This is a genomic window from Burkholderia sp. RF4-BP95 (assembly GCF_001521985.1).
Taxonomy (GTDB): Bacteria; Pseudomonadota; Gammaproteobacteria; order Burkholderiales; family Burkholderiaceae; genus Burkholderia; species Burkholderia diffusa.
Genome location: NZ_LOSX01000075.1, coordinates 20241 through 42547, shown reverse-complemented (window position 1 = coordinate 42547; position 22307 = coordinate 20241). Strand labels below are relative to the sequence as shown.

General features: G+C 68.5%; 21 protein-coding genes and 1 pseudogene. 10 read left to right on the top strand and 12 right to left on the bottom strand.

The features are described 5' to 3' along the window. The first annotated feature begins 59 nt into the window (after positions 1–59). Positions 60–974, top strand: coding sequence for a 5-dehydro-4-deoxyglucarate dehydratase (gene kdgD / locus WS46_RS26665; protein ID WP_059528402.1), 915 nt, complete (start codon positions 60–62; stop codon positions 972–974). A 135-nt stretch (positions 975–1109) separates the two neighbouring features. On the opposite strand, the gene WS46_RS26660 is transcribed toward kdgD, so the two are convergent. Continuing rightward, on the bottom strand, positions 1110–1661 hold the full coding sequence (locus tag WS46_RS26660; RefSeq protein ID WP_059692294.1) for a hypothetical protein: 552 nt from the start codon (positions 1659–1661) through the stop codon (positions 1110–1112). A 192-nt stretch (positions 1662–1853) separates the two neighbouring features. After that, positions 1854–3431 (bottom strand): aldehyde dehydrogenase (NADP(+)), encoded by a 1578-nt coding sequence (locus WS46_RS26655; RefSeq protein ID WP_059692293.1) that lies wholly within the window; start codon positions 3429–3431, stop codon positions 1854–1856. Between the two features lie 207 nt (positions 3432–3638). Between WS46_RS26655 and WS46_RS34550 the strand changes: the two are divergent. Continuing rightward, positions 3639–3828: pseudogene (locus WS46_RS34550) on the top strand (MFS transporter); the annotation flags it as partial. A 47-nt stretch (positions 3829–3875) separates the two neighbouring features. On the opposite strand, the gene WS46_RS26650 reads toward WS46_RS34550, so the two are convergent. Both WS46_RS26650 and WS46_RS26645 read right to left on the bottom strand, forming a co-directional pair. Then, positions 3876–4601: a site-2 protease family protein gene (locus WS46_RS26650; RefSeq protein WP_059508586.1), complete on the bottom strand. Its 726-nt coding sequence runs from the start codon at positions 4599–4601 to the stop codon at positions 3876–3878. Beyond that, positions 4598–5560 carry a DUF2167 domain-containing protein gene (locus WS46_RS26645; protein WP_059692292.1) on the bottom strand — a complete coding sequence of 321 codons (963 nt, stop codon included), beginning with the start codon at positions 5558–5560 and terminating at the stop codon, positions 4598–4600. Before WS46_RS26645 ends, WS46_RS26650 begins: the two co-directional genes overlap by 4 nt. A 267-nt stretch (positions 5561–5827) precedes the next feature. Here WS46_RS26645 and WS46_RS26640 point away from each other — a divergent pair, with 267 nt between their 5' ends. Continuing rightward, a complete protein-coding gene (locus WS46_RS26640) occupies positions 5828–6673 on the top strand; it encodes a helix-turn-helix domain-containing protein (RefSeq protein ID WP_059692291.1) in 846 nt (281 codons plus the stop codon). Between the two features lie 9 nt (positions 6674–6682). On the opposite strand, the gene WS46_RS26635 is transcribed toward WS46_RS26640, so the two are convergent. Next, complete coding sequence (locus WS46_RS26635; RefSeq protein ID WP_059692290.1) at positions 6683–7309, bottom strand: LysE family translocator; 627 nt, start codon at positions 7307–7309, stop codon at positions 6683–6685. 174 nt (positions 7310–7483) lie between these two features. Here WS46_RS26635 and WS46_RS26630 point away from each other — a divergent pair, with 174 nt between their 5' ends. Continuing rightward, positions 7484–7948 (top strand): Lrp/AsnC family transcriptional regulator, encoded by a 465-nt coding sequence (locus WS46_RS26630; protein ID WP_082721818.1) that lies wholly within the window; start codon positions 7484–7486, stop codon positions 7946–7948. On the opposite strand, the gene WS46_RS35645 is transcribed toward WS46_RS26630, so the two are convergent. Continuing rightward, positions 7920–8366 (bottom strand): hypothetical protein, encoded by a 447-nt coding sequence (locus tag WS46_RS35645; RefSeq protein ID WP_156443191.1) that lies wholly within the window; start codon positions 8364–8366, stop codon positions 7920–7922. The two genes, WS46_RS26630 and WS46_RS35645, sit on opposite strands and share 29 nt — an antisense overlap. Positions 8367–8754: 388 nt before the next feature. On the opposite strand from WS46_RS35645, the gene WS46_RS26620 reads away from it, so the two are divergent. Continuing rightward, entirely contained in the window at positions 8755–10482 is a 1728-nt protein-coding gene (locus tag WS46_RS26620; protein WP_059692288.1) for a YadA family autotransporter adhesin, read from the top strand. A gap of 42 nt (positions 10483–10524) precedes the next feature. Here the strand turns inward: WS46_RS26620 and WS46_RS26615 are convergent, their stop codons facing one another. Genes WS46_RS26615 through WS46_RS26590 form a run of 6 tightly spaced genes read right to left on the bottom strand, consistent with a single transcriptional unit; the run spans position 10525 to position 16759 of the window. Next, positions 10525–11736: an acyl-CoA dehydrogenase family protein gene (locus WS46_RS26615; RefSeq protein ID WP_059692287.1), complete on the bottom strand. Its 1212-nt coding sequence runs from the start codon at positions 11734–11736 to the stop codon at positions 10525–10527. Beyond that, positions 11733–12590 carry a hypothetical protein gene (locus WS46_RS26610; RefSeq protein ID WP_059528427.1) on the bottom strand — a complete coding sequence of 286 codons (858 nt, stop codon included), beginning with the start codon at positions 12588–12590 and terminating at the stop codon, positions 11733–11735. Before WS46_RS26610 ends, WS46_RS26615 begins: the two co-directional genes overlap by 4 nt. A gap of 54 nt (positions 12591–12644) precedes the next feature. Then, the gene (locus WS46_RS26605) at positions 12645–13301 is read right to left on the bottom strand and encodes a methionine ABC transporter permease (RefSeq protein WP_047902352.1); all 657 of its coding nucleotides are present in this window, start codon (positions 13299–13301) and stop codon (positions 12645–12647) included. Then, positions 13294–14481 carry a methionine ABC transporter ATP-binding protein gene (locus WS46_RS26600; RefSeq protein ID WP_059692286.1) on the bottom strand — a complete coding sequence of 396 codons (1188 nt, stop codon included), beginning with the start codon at positions 14479–14481 and terminating at the stop codon, positions 13294–13296. Before WS46_RS26600 ends, WS46_RS26605 begins: the two co-directional genes overlap by 8 nt. Positions 14482–14499: 18 nt before the next feature. Continuing rightward, positions 14500–15918, bottom strand: coding sequence for an LLM class flavin-dependent oxidoreductase (locus WS46_RS26595; protein WP_059692285.1), 1419 nt, complete (start codon positions 15916–15918; stop codon positions 14500–14502). Between the two features lie 10 nt (positions 15919–15928). Then, on the bottom strand, positions 15929–16759 hold the full coding sequence (locus WS46_RS26590; RefSeq protein ID WP_059692284.1) for a MetQ/NlpA family ABC transporter substrate-binding protein: 831 nt from the start codon (positions 16757–16759) through the stop codon (positions 15929–15931). 107 nt (positions 16760–16866) lie between these two features. Here WS46_RS26590 and WS46_RS35640 point away from each other — a divergent pair, with 107 nt between their 5' ends. From WS46_RS35640 to WS46_RS26570, 5 genes are all read left to right on the top strand, one after another. Then, entirely contained in the window at positions 16867–17082 is a 216-nt protein-coding gene (locus WS46_RS35640) for a hypothetical protein (RefSeq protein ID WP_156443190.1), read from the top strand. A gap of 100 nt (positions 17083–17182) precedes the next feature. Continuing rightward, the gene (locus tag WS46_RS26585; RefSeq protein ID WP_059692283.1) at positions 17183–18547 is read left to right on the top strand and encodes a 2-hydroxycarboxylate transporter family protein; all 1365 of its coding nucleotides are present in this window, start codon (positions 17183–17185) and stop codon (positions 18545–18547) included. Between the two features lie 128 nt (positions 18548–18675). After that, positions 18676–20562, top strand: coding sequence for an ATP-binding protein (locus WS46_RS26580; RefSeq protein WP_059692307.1), 1887 nt, complete (start codon positions 18676–18678; stop codon positions 20560–20562). After that, entirely contained in the window at positions 20552–21913 is a 1362-nt protein-coding gene (locus WS46_RS26575; protein ID WP_059692282.1) for a sigma-54 dependent transcriptional regulator, read from the top strand. The genes WS46_RS26580 and WS46_RS26575 overlap by 11 nt, the downstream gene beginning before the upstream one ends. Positions 21914–21933: 20 nt before the next feature. Further along, positions 21934–22263 carry a DUF3579 domain-containing protein gene (locus WS46_RS26570; protein WP_059692308.1) on the top strand — a complete coding sequence of 110 codons (330 nt, stop codon included), beginning with the start codon at positions 21934–21936 and terminating at the stop codon, positions 22261–22263. Positions 22264–22307 lie beyond the last annotated feature (44 nt).

Here is a 22307-nt window from a genome sequence, read left to right as displayed (position 1 = left end):
TATGGCTCGGATGGCGTACCCGACGAACCCAGCCCTCGCGCTAGACGGACGACCCAACCATGACCTCACCGCAAGAACTCAAACAGATCATCTCCCACGGCCTGCTGTCGTTTCCGCTGACGGACTTCGACGCGGACGGCAGCTTCCGCCCGACCACCTATGCCGAGCGTCTGGAATGGCTCGCGCCGTATGGCGCGACCGCGCTGTTCGCGGCCGGCGGCACCGGTGAATTCTTCTCGCTCACGCAGCGCGAGTATTCGGACGTGATCCGCGTCGCGACGGAAACCTGCAAGGGCAAGGTGCCGATCCTGGCCGGCGCCGGCGGCGGCACGCGCGTCGCGATCGAATATGCGCAGGAGGCCGAGCGCCTCGGCGCGAGCGGCGTGCTGCTGATGCCGCACTACCTGACCGAAGCCAGCCAGGAAGGCATCGCCGAACACGTCGAGCAGGTGTGCCGCGCGCTGAAGATCGGCGTCGTGGTGTACAACCGCGCGAATTCGAAGCTGAACGCCGACATGCTCGAGCGCCTCGCCGACCGCTGCCCGAACCTGATCGGCTTCAAGGACGGCGTCGGCGAAATCGAGAGCATGGTCACGATCCGCCGCCGCCTCGGCGACCGCTTCGCGTACCTCGGCGGCCTGCCGACGGCCGAAGTCTATGCGGCCGCGTACAAGGCGCTCGGCGTGCCGGTGTACTCGTCGGCCGTATTCAACTTCATCCCGAAGACGGCGATGGCGTTCTACGAAGCGATCGCGAAGGACGACCACGCAACGGTCGGCCGCCTGATCGACGAATTCTTCCTGCCGTACCTGAAGATCCGCAACCGTCGTGCGGGCTACGCGGTCAGCATCGTGAAGGCGGGCGCGAAGCTCGTCGGCCACGACGCGGGCCCGGTGCGCGCGCCGCTCGTCGACCTCACCGACGCCGAAATGGCCGAACTCGACGTGCTGATCAGGAAGATGGGCCCGCAGTAAGCGGATACGGCCGGCGCGGCGCCTTCGACGACACCGCGGCCGGCTCGTTGCCTGTGTTGCATCGCGGCCGGCGCCTGCCGGCCGCGGTCGTTTGCAGCGGCGGTCATGCCACGCATCCCGCCGCGATGCGCGCGGTCACATCTGCGCGATGACGCCGATGATCCGGTGACGCACGTTGCCGAGCTTGATCCGGGTCGCTTCGATCTGCCCTTGCGCACCCGCACGCACGCGTGCGTTCGACCCGTCGCCGAGAATCTGCCCCAGCACGTCGCGATCGACGACCGCGTCGAAGAACCGGCCGACCGTGATCGTCGCCGACTGCTTCGCGGTCAGAAGCGCGCTGTTGGCCTGCATCAGCGCTTCGGTGCGCAGGCTCTGGTCGCGGTCGTCGATGTTGCGGCGATGCTCGAGCGCGAACACCAGCGCTTCCATGTCCTGCCGGAAACGTCGCACGGCGAGGCCGAACATGAGCGAATGCGCATCGGAGCCCGTGACGGGCCGCCCCTGGTTGATGGTCACGTCGAATTCGCTGCCGCCCAGGTCGCGCTGGAATTCCAGCAGCGCATTCGCGAGCACGCGCCCTTCGCTGTACTGGCCGATCCGGCTGCGCACCGAATGCGCGACGTCGCCGATCGCCTTCCACAATCCGGCGGCGAACAGGTGGTCGCCGCGCTTGCTGATGTTCATCGGATGGTTCCCTCTTGGAATTTTGTGGTCTCTCAGGCTCGCCTGCGGGCCGGGCGGCCCGAGGCCCCGCTACTGTAGGAGAAATTCCGGCGACGCGGAAGCCATCGTGAAAAAAGCGGGGGCAACCCGCCGGCCGCCCCCGCTTTCAGTCGTTCAGCAAGCGGCCCGGCTTCGCGCCGCGCCGCTGCACCGTCACTCCGCCTTTCCGTCCCGCAGCCGCGGAACGCCGAGCGGATTGCTTTCCTGCAGCCCCTCGGGCAGCAGGTCGTCCGGGAAGTCCTGATAGCACACCGGCCGCAGGAAACGATCGATCGCGGTCGCGCCGACCGACGTGACCGCCGGGTTCGACGTCGCCGGGAACGGCCCGCCGTGCACCATCGCGTCGCACACTTCGACGCCGGTCGGGTAGCCGTTGACGAGCAGGCGCCCGGCCTTGCGTTCGAGGATCGGCAGCAGGCGGCGCGCGAGCAGCTTGTCGTCGGCGTCCATCTGGAGCGTGGCCGTCAGCTGGCCCTCGAGTGCCTCGAGCACGCGTGCGACTTCGTCGAGATCACGGCAACGCACGATCAGCGATGCCGGCCCGAACACTTCGTGGCCGAACGCCGGCTCGGCCAGGAACGCCGGCGCGGCGACTTCGTACAGCGCGCCGCCTGCCTGGCATTCGGTCTGCGCCGCCTCGCCCGCGCCGACTTCGCGCACGCCCGGCAGTTCGGCCAGCTTGCCGCGGCCATTGCGATACGCATTGGCAATGCCGCTCGTCAGCATCACGCCGGCCGGTTTCTTCGCGAGCGCCTGTGCCGCGACGGACTCGAAGCGGTCGAGATCGGGGCCATCGACCGCCAGCACGAGGCCCGGATTCGTGCAGAACTGGCCGGTGCCGAGCGTCAGCGAATCGACGAAGCCGGTCGCGATCGCGTCGCCGCGCGCGGCCAGCGCGGCCGGGAACAGCACGACCGGGTTGATGCTGCTCATTTCCGCATAGACGGGAATCGGCTGCGGGCGGGCGTTCGCGAGCTGCACGAGCGCCATGCCGCCCTGCCGCGAGCCGGTGAAGCCGACGGCCTGCACCGCCGGATGGCTGACGAGCGCCGCGCCGGTCACGCGGCCGGGGCCGATCAGCAGCGAGAACACGCCGGCCGGCATCCCGCATTTCGCGACCGCGGCGCGGATCGCGCGGCCGACCAGCTCGGACGTGCCGAGGTGCGCCTCATGGGCCTTCACGATCACCGGGCAGCCGGCCGCGAGTGCCGACGCGGTATCGCCGCCGGCCACCGAGAACGCGAGCGGGAAGTTGCTCGCGCCGAACACCGCGACGGGCCCGAGCCCGACCTTCTGCAGCCGCAGGTCCGAGCGCGGCAGCGGCGTGCGCGCGGGCTGCGCGGGATCGATCGACGCGGCGAGGAAGCGTCCGTCGCGCACGACGCGCGCGAACAGCCGGAGCTGGCCGACGGTGCGGCCGCGCTCGCCCTGCAGCCGCGCGACGGGCAGGCCCGTTTCGGCGTGTGCGCGCTCGATCAGCGCGTCGCCGAGCGCGACGATTTCGTCGGCAATCGTTTCGAGAAACACCGCGCGGGCCGCCAGCGGCTGCGCGCGGTACGCGTCGAACGCGTCGCGCGCGAGCTCGCACGCGCGGTCGACGTCCGCCTGCGTCGCGACGCCGAAGGCCGGCGCATCGATCGGCGCGCCCTTCGTCGGGTCGAACGCGTGCAGGGTACCGGCCGAGCCGGCCACCGCATCGGCGCCGATCAGCATCTCTCCAGTCAGTTGCATGGGGTGTGCTCCGTGTTTCGGGAATGATTGGTTCATTGTAGCTCAACAGATACGATGTCTGCCGACACGATTTCACGATTCGCGCCGATCGTCGATCCTGCCACACTCTGCGCGAAACCCTTATCCCTTCGGGCTTTGCCCAAATGTTGGCCATTTCACGCCGCTTCGCCAAGGGAAAACCCGAAGTTTCGGGTTCGGCGAGGCCTCATGAACTTCTGGCCATGTCATACGACGACGTATGTTAAAGCACCCAATCAAACCTCCCCTCGCGATCTTCCGATCGATCTTGCACGCACCGCCCGCCGCACCGCCGTGCGCTACTGGATCCTGGCGATGCTGTTCACCGTCGCGGCGTTCAGCTGGGGCATACGTGATCGCGCAATTGCCGAGCGGCTGGCAAAGACGACGGCGGCCACGCACAACCGGCCGCCGTTCTGACATCGCTCAGGCCGCCGAATGCGCGACGCGCAGCATGTCGTGCACGCCGGACGTCATCAGTGCGAGAAACGCGAGCAGGCCGACGTAGAAAAGCGCGTAAGTCGTTTTCGTCTCGACCGACGTCGTGTAGTACGCGCGGTTCTCCGGCGCGTCGGGATCGTAACGCCAGGCGCGCTTCAACTGCGGCAACGCGAGGATCGCCATCACGATCAGGAGCGGGCTCGGCCGGTACGCGAACAGCGCGATCAGCACGGGCACGCCCGCGAACCAGATGCGCGGCGACAGCACCGCCGTGATGCGCCCGCCGTCGAACGGCGACAGCGGAATCATGTTGAACAGGTTCAGGAAGAAGCCCGTATAGGCGAGCGCGAGCAGCAGGTTGCTGTCGTAGTGCCGCGCGGCCGCGTAGCAGGCCAGCGCGCCGAGCGTGCCGACGAACGGCCCGGCCAGCCCGACGTACGCTTCGGTTTCGGCGTCGTGCGGCATCTCCTTCAGCTGGATCCACGCGCCGACGAACGGAATGAACGTCGGCAGCCCGACGTCGAGCCCGCGTCGCTGCGCGGCCACGTAATGGCCGGCTTCGTGGACCAGCAGCAGCGCGACGAAACCGGCCGCGAAGCGCCACCCGTAAAACAGCGCGTAGACCGCGATCGACGCCAGCATGGTGCCCGCCGACATGAGCACCTTGCCGAGCTTCAGGCCACCGAAGATCAGCAGCAGCAGCTTCGTCATTCCTTGCGCTCCGTGCCGGACACGGCGGCTGCGTCGGTTGCATCGGCGACGACCGGCACGGCCGCCGGCTTCGGCTTGCGACCGAAGAAGCGCTTCAGCGCCGCGCCGCCTGCCAGCAACGCGACCGCGCCGATCTTGAAGAACTTCACGGCGAACGCGCCGATCAGCGCGAGCAGCCCGAGCTTCTTCGCGCCGACGCCGACGATCAGCGCCGCGAGCCCGTACTCGGCGACGTGGTCGGTCGACTTGTTGAAATCGGCATAGCGCTTGCCGTCGTTGAAGCGGATGTTCGCGAGGAGGTCGTCGGCCGAAGCCTTGTACTTCGGCAGATCGGCGAGCGTCGACGCCATCGTCAGCGACAGGTAGCCGTCACGGCCGAGCACGAGCGTCCGGTAGTTCACGCCGTCGCTCTCCGCGTTCGCGGCCGCACCCTTGTCGCGGATGATCGCCGACCACACGAGCCGGTGCGTGGCGGCGTCGTACGCGGGCGCCTGCGCCCAGCCGACCACCTCGGTCTCGGGCAGCCCGCGCTCCTTGCGCGCCGGGTTGTTTTCCTCGGTGCCGGCCTGCAGGCTCTTCAGCAATTCGCCGGGTTTCCAGTCCTTCGCGTCGTCGTCGCGAATGTAGCCGCTCGGCTCGAACGACACGACCGAGATCCAGTCGGCGTCCGGGTCCTCGGGCAGCACGAGGCCGACCAGCTTCGATTCGTCGATCGAGTTGCCCATCGAGCGCAGGTAGCGTCCGGCTTCGGCGGCCGGCACGAACGATTCGCCTTCCTTCAGCTTCAGCACGGCTTCGTGCTTGACGTCGATATCGGCCGGCCCCTTCACGACGACCTTGTTGGCGGCCGCGGCGGCGGCCCTCATTTCGACCTGCGCGGCTTCGGTCTGCGCATGGCCGCCGGTTGCGGCGAGCGCGAGCATCGCCACGCAGGCGACGCGGACGGCGAGTTTTTTCATTGTTGGATTCCCCTGGAATGCCTTGTTGTGAATGTGCGCGGCATCCGGCCCGGGTGTGGTGGTCGCGGGTCCGGTGCCGCCTCTCAGGTGGCACGAGGGCTATGGTAACGCAGCGTCGGCGCGCATCCGGGATCGAAATGCGGGGGCGGAAGGGCGCCCCGGGCGGCAGCGGGCGGAGGCGGCGATGCACACCCGATGCACATCGATCCGGAATGCTTACCTCGCAGGTAATGCCCGATGCGCGCGGGATTGCCTATCATCCTCGTCATGAACTCGACCGCCGCCCTTCAATCGCTCCCCCCGTCCGCCGGCCGCGCGTCCGGCATCGGCTCGCTGCTGCGCACCTGGCGTCAACGCCGGCGCCTGAGCCAGATGGCCCTCGCGCTGGAGGCCGAGGTGTCCGCGCGGCACCTGAGCTTCGTCGAATCGGGGCGCGCGCAGCCGAGCCGGGAGATGGTGCTGCATCTCGCGGAGCGCCTCGACGTGCCGCTGCGCGAGCGCAACGCGCTGCTCGTCGCGGCTGGCTATGCGCCGCTGTTTCGCGAGCGGCCCTTCTCCGATCCGCAGCTCGATGCAGCGCGCCACGCGGTCGAAGCCGTGCTGCGCGGCCACGAGCCCTACCCGGCACTCGCGGTGGATCGCCACTGGACGCTGCTCGCCGCGAACCGGATGCTCGGCGCGCTGGTCGCGCAGGCCGATCCGGCGCTCCTGCAGCCGCCCGTCAACGTGCTGCGCCTGAGTTTGCATCCTGACGGCCTCGCGCCGCAGATCGTCAACTGGCACGAATGGCGCGCGCATATCCTGCACCGGCTGCAACGGCAGATCGACGCGAGCGGCGACCGCACGCTGCACGCGCTGCGCGACGAACTCGCCGCGTATCCGGCACCGGCCGGCCAGCCCGACGACACGCATGCGCGCGCCGACTACGCGGACATCGCGGTGCCGCTGCGGCTGCGCACGGCCGCCGGCGAACTGACGTTCTTCAGCACGACGACGGTGTTCGGCACGCCGGTCGACGTCACGCTGTCGGAACTCGCGATCGAGGCGTTTTTCCCGGCGAATCCGGAAACGGCGGACGCGATGCGCGCGCTGGCGGATGCGCTGCCGGCTTAGTGAGCATCGTCAACGACGCTCGAACGCCAGCTTCACGCCCAGCCCGAGGAGCACCGCGCCGCTCACCCGGTGCATGCGGGTCAGGATGCGCGGATTACGCCGGATCGACGTCGACAGCAGGCCGGCGAACAGCGCGACCGGCCCCTTGACGAGAAACGTCAGGCCGGCAAACGTCGTGCCGAGCACGAACAGCGACACCATCGGATGCGCGGCGCCCGCGGGCACGAACTGCGGCAGAAACGCGAGATAGAACAGCGCGACCTTCGGATTCGACACGTTGGACAGCGCGCCCTGCGCGAACGTGCGCAACCCGGACGCCGGCGCGGCGCGACCGCTCGCGAGCGTCAGCTCGCCGGACGAACGCAGCAGCGTGATGCCGAGGTACAGCAGGTACAGCGCGCCGATCATCTTCAATGCAGTGAACAGCCATTCGGATGCCTGAAGAAGCGCGCCCAGCCCGAGCGTCGCGAGCATCGTATGCACGAGCAACCCGACGCTGACGCCCGCCGCGGTCACGAGGCCCGCCCGCGTGCCGCCGGATAGCGTGCGCGACATCACGAGCACCATGTCCTGGCCCGGCGTCAGAATGATCAGAAGGGAGGTGGCCATGAACGGCAACCAGGCTACATGCGGCATCGGAATTCTCCTGAAAGCGGCACCGGGAGCGACGGACGGGAATCGCACACGCCTCCGGGGCCGGGCAGTCATCGGATTATCGGCAAGTTGCCGTGGAGAATGGCTGCGAAATTAGCTACTTTCGATGCTTGATTTGGCGTTATTCTCCAACATCAACATTCTTGGTAGCTAAAAATGCCAATCAAGCTGGACGCCATCGACCGGCGCATTTTGCGTGCGCTGCAACGAAACTCGAACCAGACGAATGCCGAGCTCGCGCAGCAGGCCGGCCTCTCGCCCACGCCCTGCCTGCGCCGCGTTCACCTGCTCGAGGAACAGGGCGTCATCGACGCATACGTCGCCCTGCTGAACCCGGCGGCCGTCGAGCTGCGATTCACGGCATTCGTGCGCGTCACGCTGGAACGCCAGGACAAGACCACCGTCGAACGCTTCGCGCGCGAGATGGAGCAGGCGCCCGAGGTGCTCGAATGCCACTTGATGGCCGGCAGCTACGACTATCTGCTGCGCGTCATCGCGAAGGATCTGGACGATTACCAGCGCTTTCAGATGGAGACGCTCACCCGGATCGAAGGCGTACGCAACGTCGAAACCGAGATCCCGCTGAAGCGCATCAAGCAGACGGTACGTCTGCCGATCTAGGCATGCGGAAAAGCGAGGGCGTGCGCGCTGCCGTCATCGGATCGATGCGCCGGAACACTACAGTGAAGTCCGTTCGTACAAGATCCTGAAATGCCGTTCGCCGTCCGGGCCACACCGGCGGCGGCACCCGATTTTCTCCGGCACCTTCTTCATCGTTCTCGGCATTTCGTTCCTGGCGGCGATCGGGCGGCGGGCCGGGGCGAATATCAGAAAGGAAGAAACCGCGAAGCATCCGGCGCTCGAGAAAAGCGCGCGTCTGCCGTGCATCGAGATGCCGCCCGGTACGCGGCTGTCGCTCTCGCGCGCCGGCGACATGAAATCGATCGAGAAAGCCGAGTTCCCGCACGCGGACGATGTCTACGGCATTCCCGCCGTCGCAATGACGGTCGGGACGGAATTCGACGATGAAGTGCCGCACGACGAGACGCCTACCCGCACGAGCGCGCCACACCACCTGCCCACCACCGCCCCCCTCACCGACCGAGTTTCTCCCGAAACATAGCGTTCAGACGCCGCGGCAAACATAGGCTCGGCCGAGGCCAATCAAAATGCGTCGTCGCGGCTCGAGCTTCGGATCCCCGAAGTTCGGATGTGGCCGCGACCGAAGCACGTAGCTGCGATCCGTGCGCGGTTCTTGTCTCTTCAATACCGGCGAATGTCGAATTTGATTAGTAGACCTTTTGTTTGCCGGATGGACAGGCGGCACCTGTCACGAAAGAGACACGAACGATTCGATGCGAGCGTGAAATCGTGCGCGGACCGTGCAAAACACAACACGACTTTTACATTGAGCCTGGGAACACGAAATGAACAAGCATCAACGAGGGTTGGAACTTTCCGCACGACGCGCACCGAAGAAGTCGAAGGCCACGCTTGCCGTCGCGGTCAGCGCCGCCATGGTCGCATTCGCCGCCTCCGCGCCGGCGCGGGCCGACTACGTGCAGAACGGCACATCGACCGAAACGTCGGGCGGCTGCGTCGGCAACATCGCGATCTCGGGAAGCAGCACGTATCCGGCGACCGCAACGGGTTGTGACAACGTGGCAATCGGCACCGCGGCGGTGGCGAACTCCGGTTCGTCGACCGGCGCCTATAGCGAAACCGTCGCGATCGGCCGCATGGCCGGCGCGACCGGCACGCAGGCAACCGCAGTCGGCGGCAATTCCACCGCCAACGGAGACCACGCAACGGCGCTCGGCGCGCTTACCCGAGCAACCGGTATCCAGGCGACGGCAGTCGGCGACGGCGCGATCGCCAATGGAGCCACCGCGTCGGCATTCGGTCAGGGTGCCTCGGCCGTCGACCAGGCAACGGCGGTCGGACAAGGCGCGAGCGCGACCGCGACGTTCTCGACGGCGGTCGGCAAGGGCAGCGTGGCAGCCGGCGGGACGGCCCTCGGCTTCCAGGCGAACGCCGGCGCCAACGATGCGGTCGCGCTCGGCATCGACAGCTCGGCGTCCGCAACCGGCAGCGTGGCCATCGCCCGCGCGACGGCATCCGCCGTGAACGCGGTCGCCATCGGCGAAGGCGCGAACGCCGCCGACGCGAACTCCGTCGCATTGGGCTCGAATGCAGCGACGCGCGCGTTCACGACCGTGAGCAGCGTAACGCTCAACGGCGTCAGCTACAGCGGCTTCGCGGGCACGCCGGTCGGTGTGGTCAGCGTCGGCAGCGCCGGTGCCGAGCGGCAGATCGTGAACGTCGCGGCCGGTGCAATCAGCTCAACCAGCACGGACGCCGTCAACGGTTCGCAGCTGTTCTCGATCGCAAGCCAGGTTTCGACGTTGACGACGGATCTCGCGGCGCTGACCACCACCGTCGGCAAGATCTCGTCGAGCGTCCCGAGCGGCACGGTGACGGACACGACGGACACCGCGATCGGCACGAATACGTCGGTCACCGCCACGAATGGAACGGCGGTCGGCAACGGCTCGAACGTCTCGGGCGACAACGGTACGGCGGTCGGCGTGAATTCGACCGTCACCGCGACGAACGGCACGGCCATCGGCACGAATTCGAAGGTCACCGCCACGAACGGCACGGCGATCGGCACCGGCTCGAACGTGTCCGGCACGGACTCCACCGCGATCGGCACGAACAGCCGCGCGAGCGCCAACAATGCCGTGGCGTTGGGCGCGAACTCGATCGCGGATCGCGACAACACGGTTTCGATCGGCGCGCCGGGTGCCGAACGCCAGTTGACCAACGTGGCCGACGGCACAGCGCCGACGGACGGCGTCAACGTGCGCCAGTTGAACGGCGCGATCAATTCGGTGCGCGAAGAAATGTCGAAGTACCGCAAGGACGCGAACGCCGGCACGGCGAGCGCGATCGCGATGGCCAACCTGCCGCAGGCCGTGCTGCCCGGCGAGAAGGTCGTTGCGCTCGGCGGCGGCACGTACGGCGGTCAAAGCGCGATGGCGGTCGGCCTGTCGGTCGCGACGACGAAATGGCTCGTCAAAGGCTCGATCACGACGGCGGTGTCGGGCCACGGCTCGTTCGGCGCCGGCGCGGGCGTCGGCTATCGCTGGTAGGCGACACCGAGCTGCGTAGCGTCGGCGGACGGCTTGCCGACGCTACGTATACAGCGACGCCTGCGGCAATTCCCCCGTCAACGCGAACCGGCCGACGTCGCGCAGCCGGTAGTCGAGCGGATCGTGCAGCGTATGCGTGCGCGCGTTGCGCCAGAAGCGGTCGAGGCCGAGCGATGCGGCCGTCGCGCGCGCGCCGCACGCATCGAACAGCGCCTCGCCGTTGTCGAGCGCCGCGCGCTGCGCGACGATCTTCGCGTCCGACACCGCGAGCGCCACTTCGGCACGTTCGCCAGCCGTCAGCGCGTCGCGCCGCGTCCATGCCCGCTGCAACGCGACGGCCGCGCGGTCGGCCAGCGACGCCGCCGCAACCGCCTGCACGCGCATGTCGCCGAAGCGCTGCAGCGTATAGGGATCGTCGCTCGCCTGCGCGACGCCCGAGTTTATCCACGGCCGGCCGTGCACCAACACGTATTCGCGCGCCTCGGCCAGCGCGCCTTCCGCAAGCCCGACGAACAGGTTCGTCAACACGAGCTGCGACACCAGCGTGCGCAGCGTCGCGCGCGGCGTCGGCGGCGTCTCGGACCGGTGCAGCACGTCGTCCGGTGCGAGCGTCACGCCGTCGAAGCGCACGCTGCCGCTGTCGGTCTGGCGCTGGCCGACCGGATCCCAGTCTTCGTTGACCGTGATCCCGTCGCGATCGGTCGGCACGACGCCGAACACGGCGCGGCCCGTTTCCGGATCATGCGCGGACACGGTCATCCACTGCGAGCCGCGCGTGCCCGAGCAGAATCCCTTCACGCCGTCGAGCCGGTAGCCGCCGTCCGGCGTCGCGGTCGCCACCAGCCGCGTATCGAGCGGGTTTACGGCATTGCCCCACCACCAGCGATGCTCGACCGTGCCGCGCAGATAGCGTTCGCGCTGCGCCGCACTGCCCCACACGTCGACGCTCACCACCTGCAGGACCTGGAACCCGACCAGATGCGCGAGCGCGCTGTCGACGCGCGCGATCCGCCGGATCGTGTCGTAGATCGCGGGCCACTCGGCTTCCTGTCCGCCGAATTCGCGCGGCACCGCGAGCGTCAGCAGGCCCGCGTCGGCGAGCCGTTGCTTCTCGTCGGCCGCATGACCGCCCGCGCGGTCGCGCGCGGCGGCCGTCGCACGCAGCGCGTCGATCGCACGCGCCAGCGCGTCGGCGTCGATCGCGCGTGCGTCGGAGTCCGGCGCCAGCGTCGCCGGGCCGCGAGGATCGTTCATGCGACGGCTTCCTGTGCAACGGTTGCGTGCGCAACGACATCGCTCGACAGCGGCACCAGCGCGCCGAGTCGACGGCCGGTCAGCCGCGACAGGATTTCGCGCCGCCAGTCGTCGTAGATCGCGCGGTATTCGGCGATATCGGCACCGAACACGTGCGCGGTGTGCGCATATTCGTCGTGCAGATAACCGTCGAGCCGTGCCTGCGTTTCCTCGTCGGCCGCGATCACGCGATCGATCAGCGCGTCGCGCTCGGCGGCCGGCAGCGCCTTCAACGTGTCGAACCACCACTGGACGATCTGCACGCGATGCCACTCCTCGTCCGGTCGAATCCGGTTCTCGCCGTGCTCGCGCATCGCGCCGTCGGCGATGCGGCCGGTCTTGCGCTGAATCCACAGCTTCGCGAGGATGTGCAGTTCGTAATGCCATTCGAACGCGAGAAAGCCCGCGACGTCGCGCACCGCGATGTCTCCGATGCGTTCCCAGTGCGCGGCGACGAGCCGATCGACTTCCGGCAGCGGATCGCGGCCCGTCAGTTCGGTCACGCGTTCGCGACCGATCACGGCGTGCGCGCCGTCGTCGCCGAGCTGACGCGACAGGATCAGCTGGAAATGCGGGTCGTCGCGGAACAGCGTGTCGATCGCCTTCGCGACGACCTGCACGATGAACAGGTCGTGCGACGCCATCTTCGTGTAGTAGTCGGCGACGGCGGCCCGTTCGTCTTCATCGCGAGGCTCGCGCGGCGGTGTCGCCAGCTTGTCCGGGAAGTCGGGGCGATGGCGTCGCGCGACGTCCAGAAACAGCGCTTCCTCGAATTGTCCGTTCCATTCGCGCGGCGCGCCGGTAGGTAAGGTCATGGGTATGGTTCTCTCAGGGTCTTCAATGAAAAGAGCCGGCGCTCGTGGCGCCGCTCAGGTACGCCGGGTCACGCGTCGGACCAGGCGGTCGCCCGTGATTTGCACGGCCGAAACGAGTGCGATCAGGATCACGATCACGGTCACCATGACGGTGGTGTCGAAGCGCTGGTAGCCGTAGCGGATCGCGAGATCGCCGAGCCCGCCCGCGCCGACGGCGCCCGCCATCGCGGTCGAGCCGATCAGCGCGACGACGGTGATCGTGAAGCCGCCGAGCATGCCGGGCAGCGCTTCCGGCAGCAGCACGTGCCACACGATGTGGCGACGTTTCGCGCCCATCGCGAGCGCGGCCTCGATCAGCCCGCGATCGACTTCGCGCAGGCTCACCTCGGCAATCCGCGCGAAGAACGGAATCGCGGCGATCGACAGCGGCACGACGGCCGCCCACACGCCGATGGTCGTGCCGATCAGCACGCGCGTGAACGGCAGCAGCGCGACGAGCAGGATGATGAACGGCGTCGAGCGGAACACGTTGACGAGCGCGCCGAGCACCGCGTTCACGCCGCGCCGCGCGTAGATGCCGCCCGGCGCGGTCGTCACGAGGATCACCGCGAGCGGGATGCCGATCAGCGCGGCGATCGCGGCCGACGCGGCGACCATCGACAGCGTGTCGCGGATCGCGTCGAGCAGTTCGGGCCACCAGAGTTCAAACATAGCCGAGCACCTCCGCGTGGTTCGCATGGCGGCGTGCGCGTTCGAGCAGTGCCGCGACCGCGCCGCCGCGTGCCGACGGCGGCCCCGCGTCATCCGCGGGCGGCGACGCCGCGATCACGAGACGCCCCTGCGCATGGCCCTGGATCCGCTCGATCCCGCCGTGCAGAAACCGCACCGAACCGCCGAGCGCCGCCGCGAGCGCGCCGACGTCCGGCTCGCCGCCGCTCTCGCCCGTATAGCGAACGTCGAGCACCACCTGCGCGCCGTCGGGCAGCGCGGCCTGCTCGGGCAACGGCCGCACGCGCGCGGCCAGTTCGGCCGGCAGGTCGTGCACGAGCGTGCTGAGCAGCGCCCGCGTCGCGCCGTGGCGCGGATCGCCGAACACGCGCCACACCGGGCCCGTTTCGACGACCTCGCCCTGCTCGATCACCGCGACCGTGTCGCAGACCGCGCGGATCACTTCCATCTCGTGCGTGATCAGCACGATCGTCAGCCCGAGGCGGCGGTTGATGTCGGCGAGCAACGCGAGGATCGATTGCGTCGTCTCGGGATCGAGCGCCGAGGTCGCCTCGTCGCACAGCAGCACCTCCGGGTCGTGCACCAGCGCCCGCGCGATGCCGACGCGCTGCTTCTGGCCGCCCGACAGGCTCGCCGGATACGCGTCGCGCTTCGCGGCGAGCCCGACGAGGTCGAGCAACGCCTCGGCCTTGCGCGTGCGCTCGGCTTTCGGCACGCCGGCGATCTTCAGCGGCAGCGCGACGTTCTCGAACACCGTCTTCGCCGACAGCAGGTTGAAATGCTGGAACACCATGCCGGTGCGACGCCGCAGCGCGACGAGCCCGTCCTCGTCGAGCGCGCCGACGTCGACGCCCTGCACTCGCACACTGCCCGAACTCGGCCGCTCGAGGCCGTTCACGAGCCGCAGCAGCGTCGACTTGCCGGCACCGCTGCGGCCGATGATCCCGAACACCTCGCCGCGCCGCACGTCGAGCGTCACGTCGCGCAGCGCGGCGGCCTGGCCGCGCGGCGTCGAGAACACCTTGCCGACGTGCGCGAGCGACACGGCGGCGCCGTCGGCGCGTGCGGCCGCTTCGTCATGCGCCCCTTGTGCGTGCGCGCCTGCGCCGGCCCGCGCGGCCGAAGCCTCGATGAAACCCAGCGTATCGAACAATTGCGTCATCGCTTCGCTCCGTCACGTTCATGCATGCGCGGGATGCGCGGGTTCCGTCGCCGGTGCGGCGGTGGGCCGGTGCCGCGCGCCCGTGTGCCAGGCCGGCAGCCGTGCGCCGGCGCCGAACAGTTTCTCGCGCAGCGTCGGGGCGGGATCGTAGTCTTCCTTGTAGACGCCGCGGTTCTGCAGTTCCGGCACGACCCAGTCGACGAAATCCTCGAACGACTCGGGCATCACGGTGCGCGTCAGGTTGAAACCGTCGATGCCCGTCTCGTCGATCCACGACTGCAGTTCGTCCGCGACCTGCGACGGCGAACCGACGATCGGCGCATAGCGGCCGCCCAGCGACATCTGTTCGAGCATCCGGCGCACGGTCCACGTGCCGGTCGTGCTCTTGCGCGAGATCGCGTCGACGGCCGACTGGATCGAGTCGGTCTTCACGTACGAGATCGGCTCGTCGAGGCCGTACTTCGCGAAGTCGATGCCGGTCGAGCTCGCGAAATGCGCGAGGCCGGCTTCCGGGCTCGCGTAGCGCCGGTATTCGTCGAACTTCTCGCGCGCGAGACGTTCGGTCTCGGCGGTCACGACGCTCACGCCGGCGAAAATCCTGATCGATGCCGGGTCGCGCCCCTGCCGTGCGGCGGCCGCGCGAATGTCGAGCGCGGCCGCGCGCGCGGCGGCCTTGCTCTGCCCGTTCACGAACACGCATTCCGCATGCCGCCCCGCGAATTCGACGCCGCGCGCCGACGAACCGGCCTGGTACAGCACCGGCGTGCGCTGCGGCGACGGCTCGCTCAGGTGAATCGCGTCGACCGAATAGAACGGCCCGTCGTGCTTCACGCGCCGCACCTTGCCCGGCTGCGCGAACACGCGCGCGTGCGCATCGCGGATCACCGCGTCGTCGTCCCAGCTCTGTTCCCACAGCTTGTAGACGACGTCCATGTAATCGTCCGCGCGTTCGTAGCGGTCGTCGTGGCCGATCTGCTGCGCGAGGCCCATCCCGCGCGCGGCGCTGTCGAGATAGCCGGTCACGATGTTCCAGCCGACGCGCCCCTTCGTCAGGTGGTCGAGCGTCGACATGCGGCGCGCGAACAGGTAAGGCGGCTCGTAGGTCAGGTTCGCGGTCACGCCGAAGCCGAGATGTTGCGTGACCTGCGCCATCGCGGGCACGAGCAGCAGCGGATCGTTGACGGGCACCTGCACCGATTCGCGCAGCGCGGCGTCCGGGCCGCCGCCGAACACGTCGTACACGCCGACGATGTCCGCGAGGAAGATCCCGTCGAACTTGCCGCGTTCGAGCGTCCTCGCGAGATCGGCCCAGTAGTCGAGATCGGTGTAGTGCGCGGAGCGGTCGCGCGGATGCGTCCACAGCCCGTGGTTGATGTGCCCGACGCAGTTCATGTTGAACGCGTTGAGCAGGATCTTCTTGCGGTTCGCCGTCGTCATGTCGCCTCCGTCACCACGCGATCGCGTACAGCGAGCCGAACGCGTTGTCGAGCGCCCGGCGCACCGCCGGCGAGTGCTGGTAGATCGCGATGAACTTGCGGATGCGCGCATCGTTCACGCTCTCCGGCCGCACGACCCACTGGATCGCGAAGTTCTTGTTCTCGGTGCCGTCGAACAGCAGCGCGCTGTTCGGGTCGGTCGTGCCGGCGAGCTTGATGAAGCTCGGGTAGCCCTGCGCGAGATCGACGTCGTCGAGCGAGCGCGCGAGCTGCGACGCTTCCAGCGGGATGATCTTCAGGTGTTTCGGATTCGACACGATGTCGTGCGTCGTCGCGCGGTAGTCGGCGCCCGGTTTCAGCGTGATGAGACCCGCGCGCTGCAGCAGCAACAGCCCGCGCCCGCCGTTCACCGGATCGTTCGCGATCGCGACGCGCGCGCCGTCCTTCAGCTCGTCGAAGCGCTTCACCTTCTTCGAATAGAGGCCGATCTTCATGATCGTGCCGGGCGCGATCGACACGAAGTTGTAGCCGCCCTGCTTCTTCGCGTTCTCGAGAAACGGGATGTGCTGGAAGTAGTTGACGTCGATGTCCTTGTTCGCGAGCGCCGCGTTCGGCGTATTCCAGTCGGTGAACTCGACGATCCGCACGTCGAGGCCCTGCTCCTTCGCCTCCTTCGCGGCGATCTTCAGCGCATCGATCTGCGGGCTCGTCGAGATGCCGACCTTCAGCGGCGCGGTGTCGGCGCGCGCGCCGTTCAGCATCGCGACGCCGAGCAGCGCGGCGGCCAGCAGGCTGGCCACGCGGCCGGGGGAAAAGCGGGTGGAAAAGACGGCATGCAGCATGGGAACCACTCTCCTGTCCAAAGACGGTATCGACGGATGAGCGACGCCGCGGCGAACGCGCGGGCGTTCTCCGGACAGTCGTCGTCGCATCGGAAAAGGATCAGCCGATGATAGAGAGCGGCGGGAAGGCGGTCTACGAAGCGATTGTGCGAAGAAAATCGCGTGCGGCGATATGGCGCGCGATCCGCCGCGCGGGCGGCCGCCCGGGTGGCCAGTTGGCCGAAATCTCGGCCTGGCCGGCGGGCGAATTCCGAAATCTCGGCCAGCCTGCGGCTGAACCCTTTCCGCAGACGAAACAAATCCTTTATGAATCAATGCATTGAAAATATTCCGGCAGGCCGAATTTCTGGCACGGGGGTTGCGTAATAGACGGCACACGATGCCGCGAAGCCATGCAGGCATTCCAACATCAGGAGACACGTCTTGCAGACCTCAATCCCTACCCCCACCCGTGCCGAGCCGATTGCCGAAGCCGGTCCCGCCACGCGCGAGCGCTTCTGGCCGGAAGGCTGGTGGAAGCTGATGGAAATCCGCATCGGCATCATCCCGCTGCCGGTCTACGTGATCCTGTTCGGGCTGATCGTCGGCTTCGCGGTGACGGGCAAGGTGCCCGGCGAGATCTCGATGGCGATCGCCGTGCTCGCGTTCTTCGGCTTCACCTGCGCGGAACTCGGCAAGCGCCTGCCGCTCTTGCGCAACATCGGCGCGGCCGCGATCTTCGCGACCTTCGTGCCGTCGGCGCTCACCTATTACCACGTGCTGCCGAAGCCGGTGCTGAACCTGACCGTCGAGTTCACGAAGTCGACGAACTTCCTGTACCTGTTCATCGCGTCGATCATCGTCGGCAGCATCCTGAGCATGGACCGGCGCGTGCTGATCCAGGGCTTCGTGAAGATCTTCATTCCGCTCGCCGCCGGCTCGGTCGCGGCCGCGATCGTCGGCACGGCGGTCGGCACCGCGCTCGGCCTCGGCGCGCGCCACACGCTGCTGTACATCGTCGTGCCGATCATGGCGGGCGGCGTCGGCGAAGGTGCGATTCCGCTGTCGATCGGCTATTCGGAACTGATGCACCTGCCGCAAGGCGAGATGTTCGCGATGGTGCTGCCGCCGGTGATGCTCGGCAGCCTGACCGCGATCATCCTGTCGGGCGCGCTCGACATGCTCGGCAAGCGCCTGCCGCACCTGACCGGCAACGGCCGCCTGCAGGTGGGCGAAAGCGGCGACATGACGCCGGAAAGCGAAGAAATCCGCGGCCACGTCGACGTCACGCACATCGCGGGCGCCGGCATCACGGCGATCACGCTGTACCTCGTCGGCCTGATGGCGCACAAGCTGTTCGGCCTGCCCGCGCCGGTCGCGATGCTGTTCCTCGCGGTGCTGGTGAAGCTCGCGCGCGCGGTGTCGCCGCCGCTGCAGGAAGGCGCGTTCGTCGTCTACAAGTTCTTCTCGACCGCCGTCACGTATCCGCTGCTGTTCGCGATCGGCGTCGCGATGACGCCGTGGGACAAGCTGACCGCCGCCTTCACGATCGTCAACGTCGTCACGATCGTGTCGACCGTCGCGACGCTGATGGGCACGGGTTTCGTGGTCGGCCGCCTGCTGAAGATGTACCCTATCGACACCGCAATCGTGAACGCCTGCCACAGCGGGCAAGGCGGCACCGGCGACGTCGCGATCCTGACCGCCGCGAACCGGATGCAGCTGATGCCGTTCGCGCAGATCGCGACGCGCATCGGCGGCGCGATCGTCGTCACGGTGACGCTGATCCTGGTCGCGCACTTCGGATGACGCGCCGCTGCGCGCACCGTCGCGCAGGCTGCTTCGCACGCGCCGCCGCCGGCCCTGCCGGCGCGCGGCGCGCGTCGTTCGGGGCGTCGCTCCGGGGGCCGGTTGCGGACGACCGGTTGCGGGCTTCGATGAGGGCGAACGTGCAGAAGAGCTTCAAGGGAATCCCGTGGTGGGGGTGGGCGTCGGCCGCCGTGCTGTATGTCGGCGTGGCGGGCGCGGCCGTCGATTTCGCATGGGAACGCGCGATCGACGCGCTCGAGGAAACCGGCGCGCATCGGCTCGACCTGTACGCATCGAGCCTGAAGAGCGAACTCGGCCGCTTCGAGATCCTGCCCGGCCTGGTCGCCCGCCAGGACGGCGTGCGCACGCTGCTGCGCGCCGCGCCGCAAGACCGGCCCGCGCTCACGCACACCGTGAACACGTATCTCGAAGCCGTGAACCGCGACGCGGGCAGCGGTGCCGTCGACGTGATCGACCTGCAGGGCGAAGTGATCGCCGCCAGCAACTGGAACGAGACGATCAGCTTCGTCGGCACCAACGTGTCGTACCGGCCGTACTTCAAGGATGCCCTGGCGCACGGCAGCGGCCGCTTCTTCGGGATCGGCACCAACACCGGCGTGCCGGGCGTCTACTTCGCGAGCGCGGTGCGCGACGACGGCGTGCCGATCGGCGCGACCGCCGTGAAGATCAGCGTCGACCCGCTCGAATCCGCGTGGCGCGCGCCGGGGGTCGCCGCGATGGTGGTCGACGGCAACGGCGTGGTCGTGATCTCGACCGAGCCGGCGTGGAAATTCACCGCGCTGCGCCCAATCACCGCGCAGCAGCAGCGCGACATCCAGGCGTCGCGGCAATACGCGGGCCGCACGGTCGACGTGCTGCCGTACCGCCACATCGGCGACCGCAGCGCCGCCGCATGGTTCGGCACGTTCCCGGATCCGCGTCACGCCGGTCGCAGCACACGCTATCTCGTGATGTCGCGGCCCGCGCCGCAGGCCGGCGACTCGCTGATGGTGCTGCTCGACATCGCCGGCGCGCGGCGCCAGCAGCAAACCGCGTTCGTGTTCGTCACCGGCGCGTTCCTGATCGCCGCGCTGCTGGTCGGCTACGCGATCCAGCGCCGCCGGGCGATCGTCGCGCGGCTGAACGCGCAGGACGCGCTGCGCCGCGCGAACGACCGGCTCGAGTTGACCGTCGCGCAGCGCACGGCCGCGCTGACGGCCGCGAACGAGCGGATGCAGCGCGAGATCGTCGAACGCGAACGCACCGAGCAGCGGCTGCGCGATTCGCAGCAGGAAGTCGTGCACGCGGGCAAGCTCGCGGTGCTCGGGCAGATGGCCGCGGGCCTCACGCACGAGCTGAACCAGCCGCTCGTCGCGATCCGCACGCTGTGCGACAACGCACGCACGTTCTTCGAGCGCGGCCAGCCGGCGCCGGCATACGCCAATCTCGAACGGATCGGCAAGCTGGTCGACGGCATGGCCGTGCTCACCGGCGAGCTGAAGACCTTCGCGCGCAAGCCCGACGTCGAACGCGTCGCCGTGTCGCTGAACGAGGCCGTCGCGCACGCACGGCTCATCTACGATGCGCGGATCCGCGACGAAGGCGTGCAGCTCGACGTGAACATCGCGCCCGGCACGACGGTATCCGCGGAATCGAGCCAGTTGCAGCAGGTGATCGTGAACCTGCTCGGCAACGCGCTCGACGCGGTGCATGACGCGCCGGTGCGGCGCATCGTCATCGAAGCCGACGATGCGGACGCAGCCGGCCGCGTGCGCCTCACCGTCGCCGACAGCGGCGCCGGCATCGCGCCCGAGGTGCTGCCGCACCTGTTCGAGCCGTTCGTCACCACCAAGCCGCGCGGCCAGGGCCTCGGGCTCGGCCTCGCGATCACGTCGCGCATCGTCGAGGCGTTCGGCGCGAAGATCGCCGCGACGAACCGCGACGCCGGCGGCGCGCAGTTCACCATCGAATTCGCGGCGGTCACGCCGCAACAAAGGACAGAGCATGGAAGATGAGATTCGCGTGCTGGTCGTCGAGGACGATGAAAACGTCCGGATCGGCGTCGAGCAGGCCGTCGCGCTCGCGGGGTTCCCGGTCGACGCGTTCGCGTCGGCCGCCGACGCGCTCGCGCACGTCGCGCCCGGCGCGCCCGTCGTGATCGTGTCGGACGTGCGGATGCCGGGCATCGACGGGCTGCAGCTGCTCGAACGCGTGATGGCCGTCGATACGCAGATTCCGGTCGTGCTGATCAGCGGCCACGCCGACATTTCGACGGCCGTCGGCGCGATGCAGGACGGCGCATACGACTTCATCGAGAAGCCATTTTCGTCGGACGTGATCGCCGGCCGCGTCGCGCGCGCGGTCGAGAAGCGCAGGCTCACGCTCGAGGTGCAGGGGCTGCGCGCGGCGCTCAACAACTGGCAAGGCATCGAGGCGTTCGTGCTCGGCAAGTCGCCCTCGATGGCCGACGTGCGCAAGAAGATCCTGCGCCTCGCCGATACGTCGGTGTCGGTGCTCATCACCGGCGAGACGGGCACCGGCAAGGAACTGATCGCGCGCAGCCTGCACGACTTCGGCGGCCGGCGCGATGCGCATTTCGTCGCGCTGAATTGCGGCGGCCTGCCCGAGCAGGTGTTCGAGAGCGAGCTGTTCGGCCACGAGGCCGGCGCGTTCACCGGCGCGATCAAGAAGCGCATCGGCAAGATCGAATGGGCGCACGGCGGCACGCTGTTTCTCGACGAGATCGAGACGATGCCGATTCCGCTGCAAATCAAGATGCTGCGCGTGCTGCAGGAACGCGTGGTGGAGCGGCTCGGCGCGAACGAGCTGATTCCGGTCGATTGCCGCGTCGTCGCCGCGTCGAAGGCCGATCTCGCCGAACTCGCGGCCGACGGGCGCTTCCGCGCGGACTTGCTGTATCGGCTCAACGTCGCGCAGATCGAGCTGCCGCCGCTGCGCGAGCGGCGCGAGGACGTGCCGCTGCTGTTCGAGCATTTCGTGCTCGCGGCCGCGCGGCGCTTCGGGCAGCCGGCGCCGGTCGTCACCGCTGCGCAGGTGTCCGAACTGATGACGCATGCATGGCCCGGCAACGTGCGCGAACTGCAGAACGTGGCCGATCGCTTCGTGCTCGGGCTGACCGGCGACAGCCTGCTGTCGTCCGGCGGCGAACCGGCGGCGGGCGGCACGCTTGCCGAGCAGATGGCGTATTTCGAGCGGATGCTGATCGAGGACATGCTGCGGCGTCACAACGGCAACGTGGCGGATGCGAGCGTTGCGCTCGGCATGCCGAAGAAGACGCTTTATCACAAGCTGCGCAACCTGCGGATTCCCGCGCGCGGCGACGCGGCGGCCGACGGCGGCGAATGACGCGAAAGGATACGCACGGCATGGATCGCATCGACATCACCGCACGCGGCCGCATCGACGGCCACCTGATCCGCGGTGTCACCCGCGCGCACAGGACGTTCCGCCCGAGCGACTGGCCCGAACGGCTCGCGGGCGTCATCACGCTGTTCGTCGGCGAGCGGCGGCCCGGCTATCCGTGCGCGCTGTCGCGGCTCGCGATGCCGGTCGTCGACGGCGGCGTCAAATGCCTGTTCGTGTCCGACGAATTGCGCGACGTATGCACCGACGCGTTCGACTTCGCGATGCAGTTCGCCGCCGACAACGATCTTCCCGTCGAGCTTCAGACCGCGCCGGCGTTGGTGGTGCGGTAATGCGCGGGCCGCGTTCGGCGGCCTTCGCCGCGCTTTCATCCGCG

Excerpts from the sequence above, each read along its gene's own strand:
- WS46_RS26630 (WP_082721818.1), top strand. The coding sequence starts at position 7,484 with ATGCCAATCAAGCTGGACGCCATCGACCGGCGCATTTTGCGTGCGCTG.
- WS46_RS26590 (WP_059692284.1), bottom strand. The coding sequence starts at position 16,759 with ATGCTGCATGCCGTCTTTTCCACCCGCTTTTCCCCCGGCCGCGTGGCC.
- WS46_RS26635 (WP_059692290.1), bottom strand. The coding sequence starts at position 7,309 with ATGCCGCATGTAGCCTGGTTGCCGTTCATGGCCACCTCCCTTCTGATC.
- WS46_RS35640 (WP_156443190.1), top strand. The coding sequence starts at position 16,867 with ATGATAGAGAGCGGCGGGAAGGCGGTCTACGAAGCGATTGTGCGAAGA.
- WS46_RS26645 (WP_059692292.1), bottom strand. The coding sequence starts at position 5,560 with ATGAAAAAACTCGCCGTCCGCGTCGCCTGCGTGGCGATGCTCGCGCTC.
- WS46_RS26610 (WP_059528427.1), bottom strand. The coding sequence starts at position 12,590 with ATGACCTTACCTACCGGCGCGCCGCGCGAATGGAACGGACAATTCGAG.
- WS46_RS26605 (WP_047902352.1), bottom strand. The coding sequence starts at position 13,301 with ATGTTTGAACTCTGGTGGCCCGAACTGCTCGACGCGATCCGCGACACG.
- WS46_RS26620 (WP_059692288.1), top strand. The coding sequence starts at position 8,755 with ATGAACAAGCATCAACGAGGGTTGGAACTTTCCGCACGACGCGCACCG.
- WS46_RS26650 (WP_059508586.1), bottom strand. The coding sequence starts at position 4,601 with ATGACGAAGCTGCTGCTGCTGATCTTCGGTGGCCTGAAGCTCGGCAAG.
- WS46_RS26660 (WP_059692294.1), bottom strand. The coding sequence starts at position 1,661 with ATGAACATCAGCAAGCGCGGCGACCACCTGTTCGCCGCCGGATTGTGG.
- WS46_RS26640 (WP_059692291.1), top strand. The coding sequence starts at position 5,828 with ATGAACTCGACCGCCGCCCTTCAATCGCTCCCCCCGTCCGCCGGCCGC.
- WS46_RS26615 (WP_059692287.1), bottom strand. The coding sequence starts at position 11,736 with ATGAACGATCCTCGCGGCCCGGCGACGCTGGCGCCGGACTCCGACGCA.
- WS46_RS26580 (WP_059692307.1), top strand. The coding sequence starts at position 18,676 with ATGAGGGCGAACGTGCAGAAGAGCTTCAAGGGAATCCCGTGGTGGGGG.
- WS46_RS26595 (WP_059692285.1), bottom strand. The coding sequence starts at position 15,918 with ATGACGACGGCGAACCGCAAGAAGATCCTGCTCAACGCGTTCAACATG.
- kdgD (WP_059528402.1), top strand. The coding sequence starts at position 60 with ATGACCTCACCGCAAGAACTCAAACAGATCATCTCCCACGGCCTGCTG.
- WS46_RS26570 (WP_059692308.1), top strand. The coding sequence starts at position 21,934 with ATGGATCGCATCGACATCACCGCACGCGGCCGCATCGACGGCCACCTG.
- WS46_RS26575 (WP_059692282.1), top strand. The coding sequence starts at position 20,552 with ATGGAAGATGAGATTCGCGTGCTGGTCGTCGAGGACGATGAAAACGTC.
- WS46_RS26655 (WP_059692293.1), bottom strand. The coding sequence starts at position 3,431 with ATGCAACTGACTGGAGAGATGCTGATCGGCGCCGATGCGGTGGCCGGC.
- WS46_RS26600 (WP_059692286.1), bottom strand. The coding sequence starts at position 14,481 with ATGACGCAATTGTTCGATACGCTGGGTTTCATCGAGGCTTCGGCCGCG.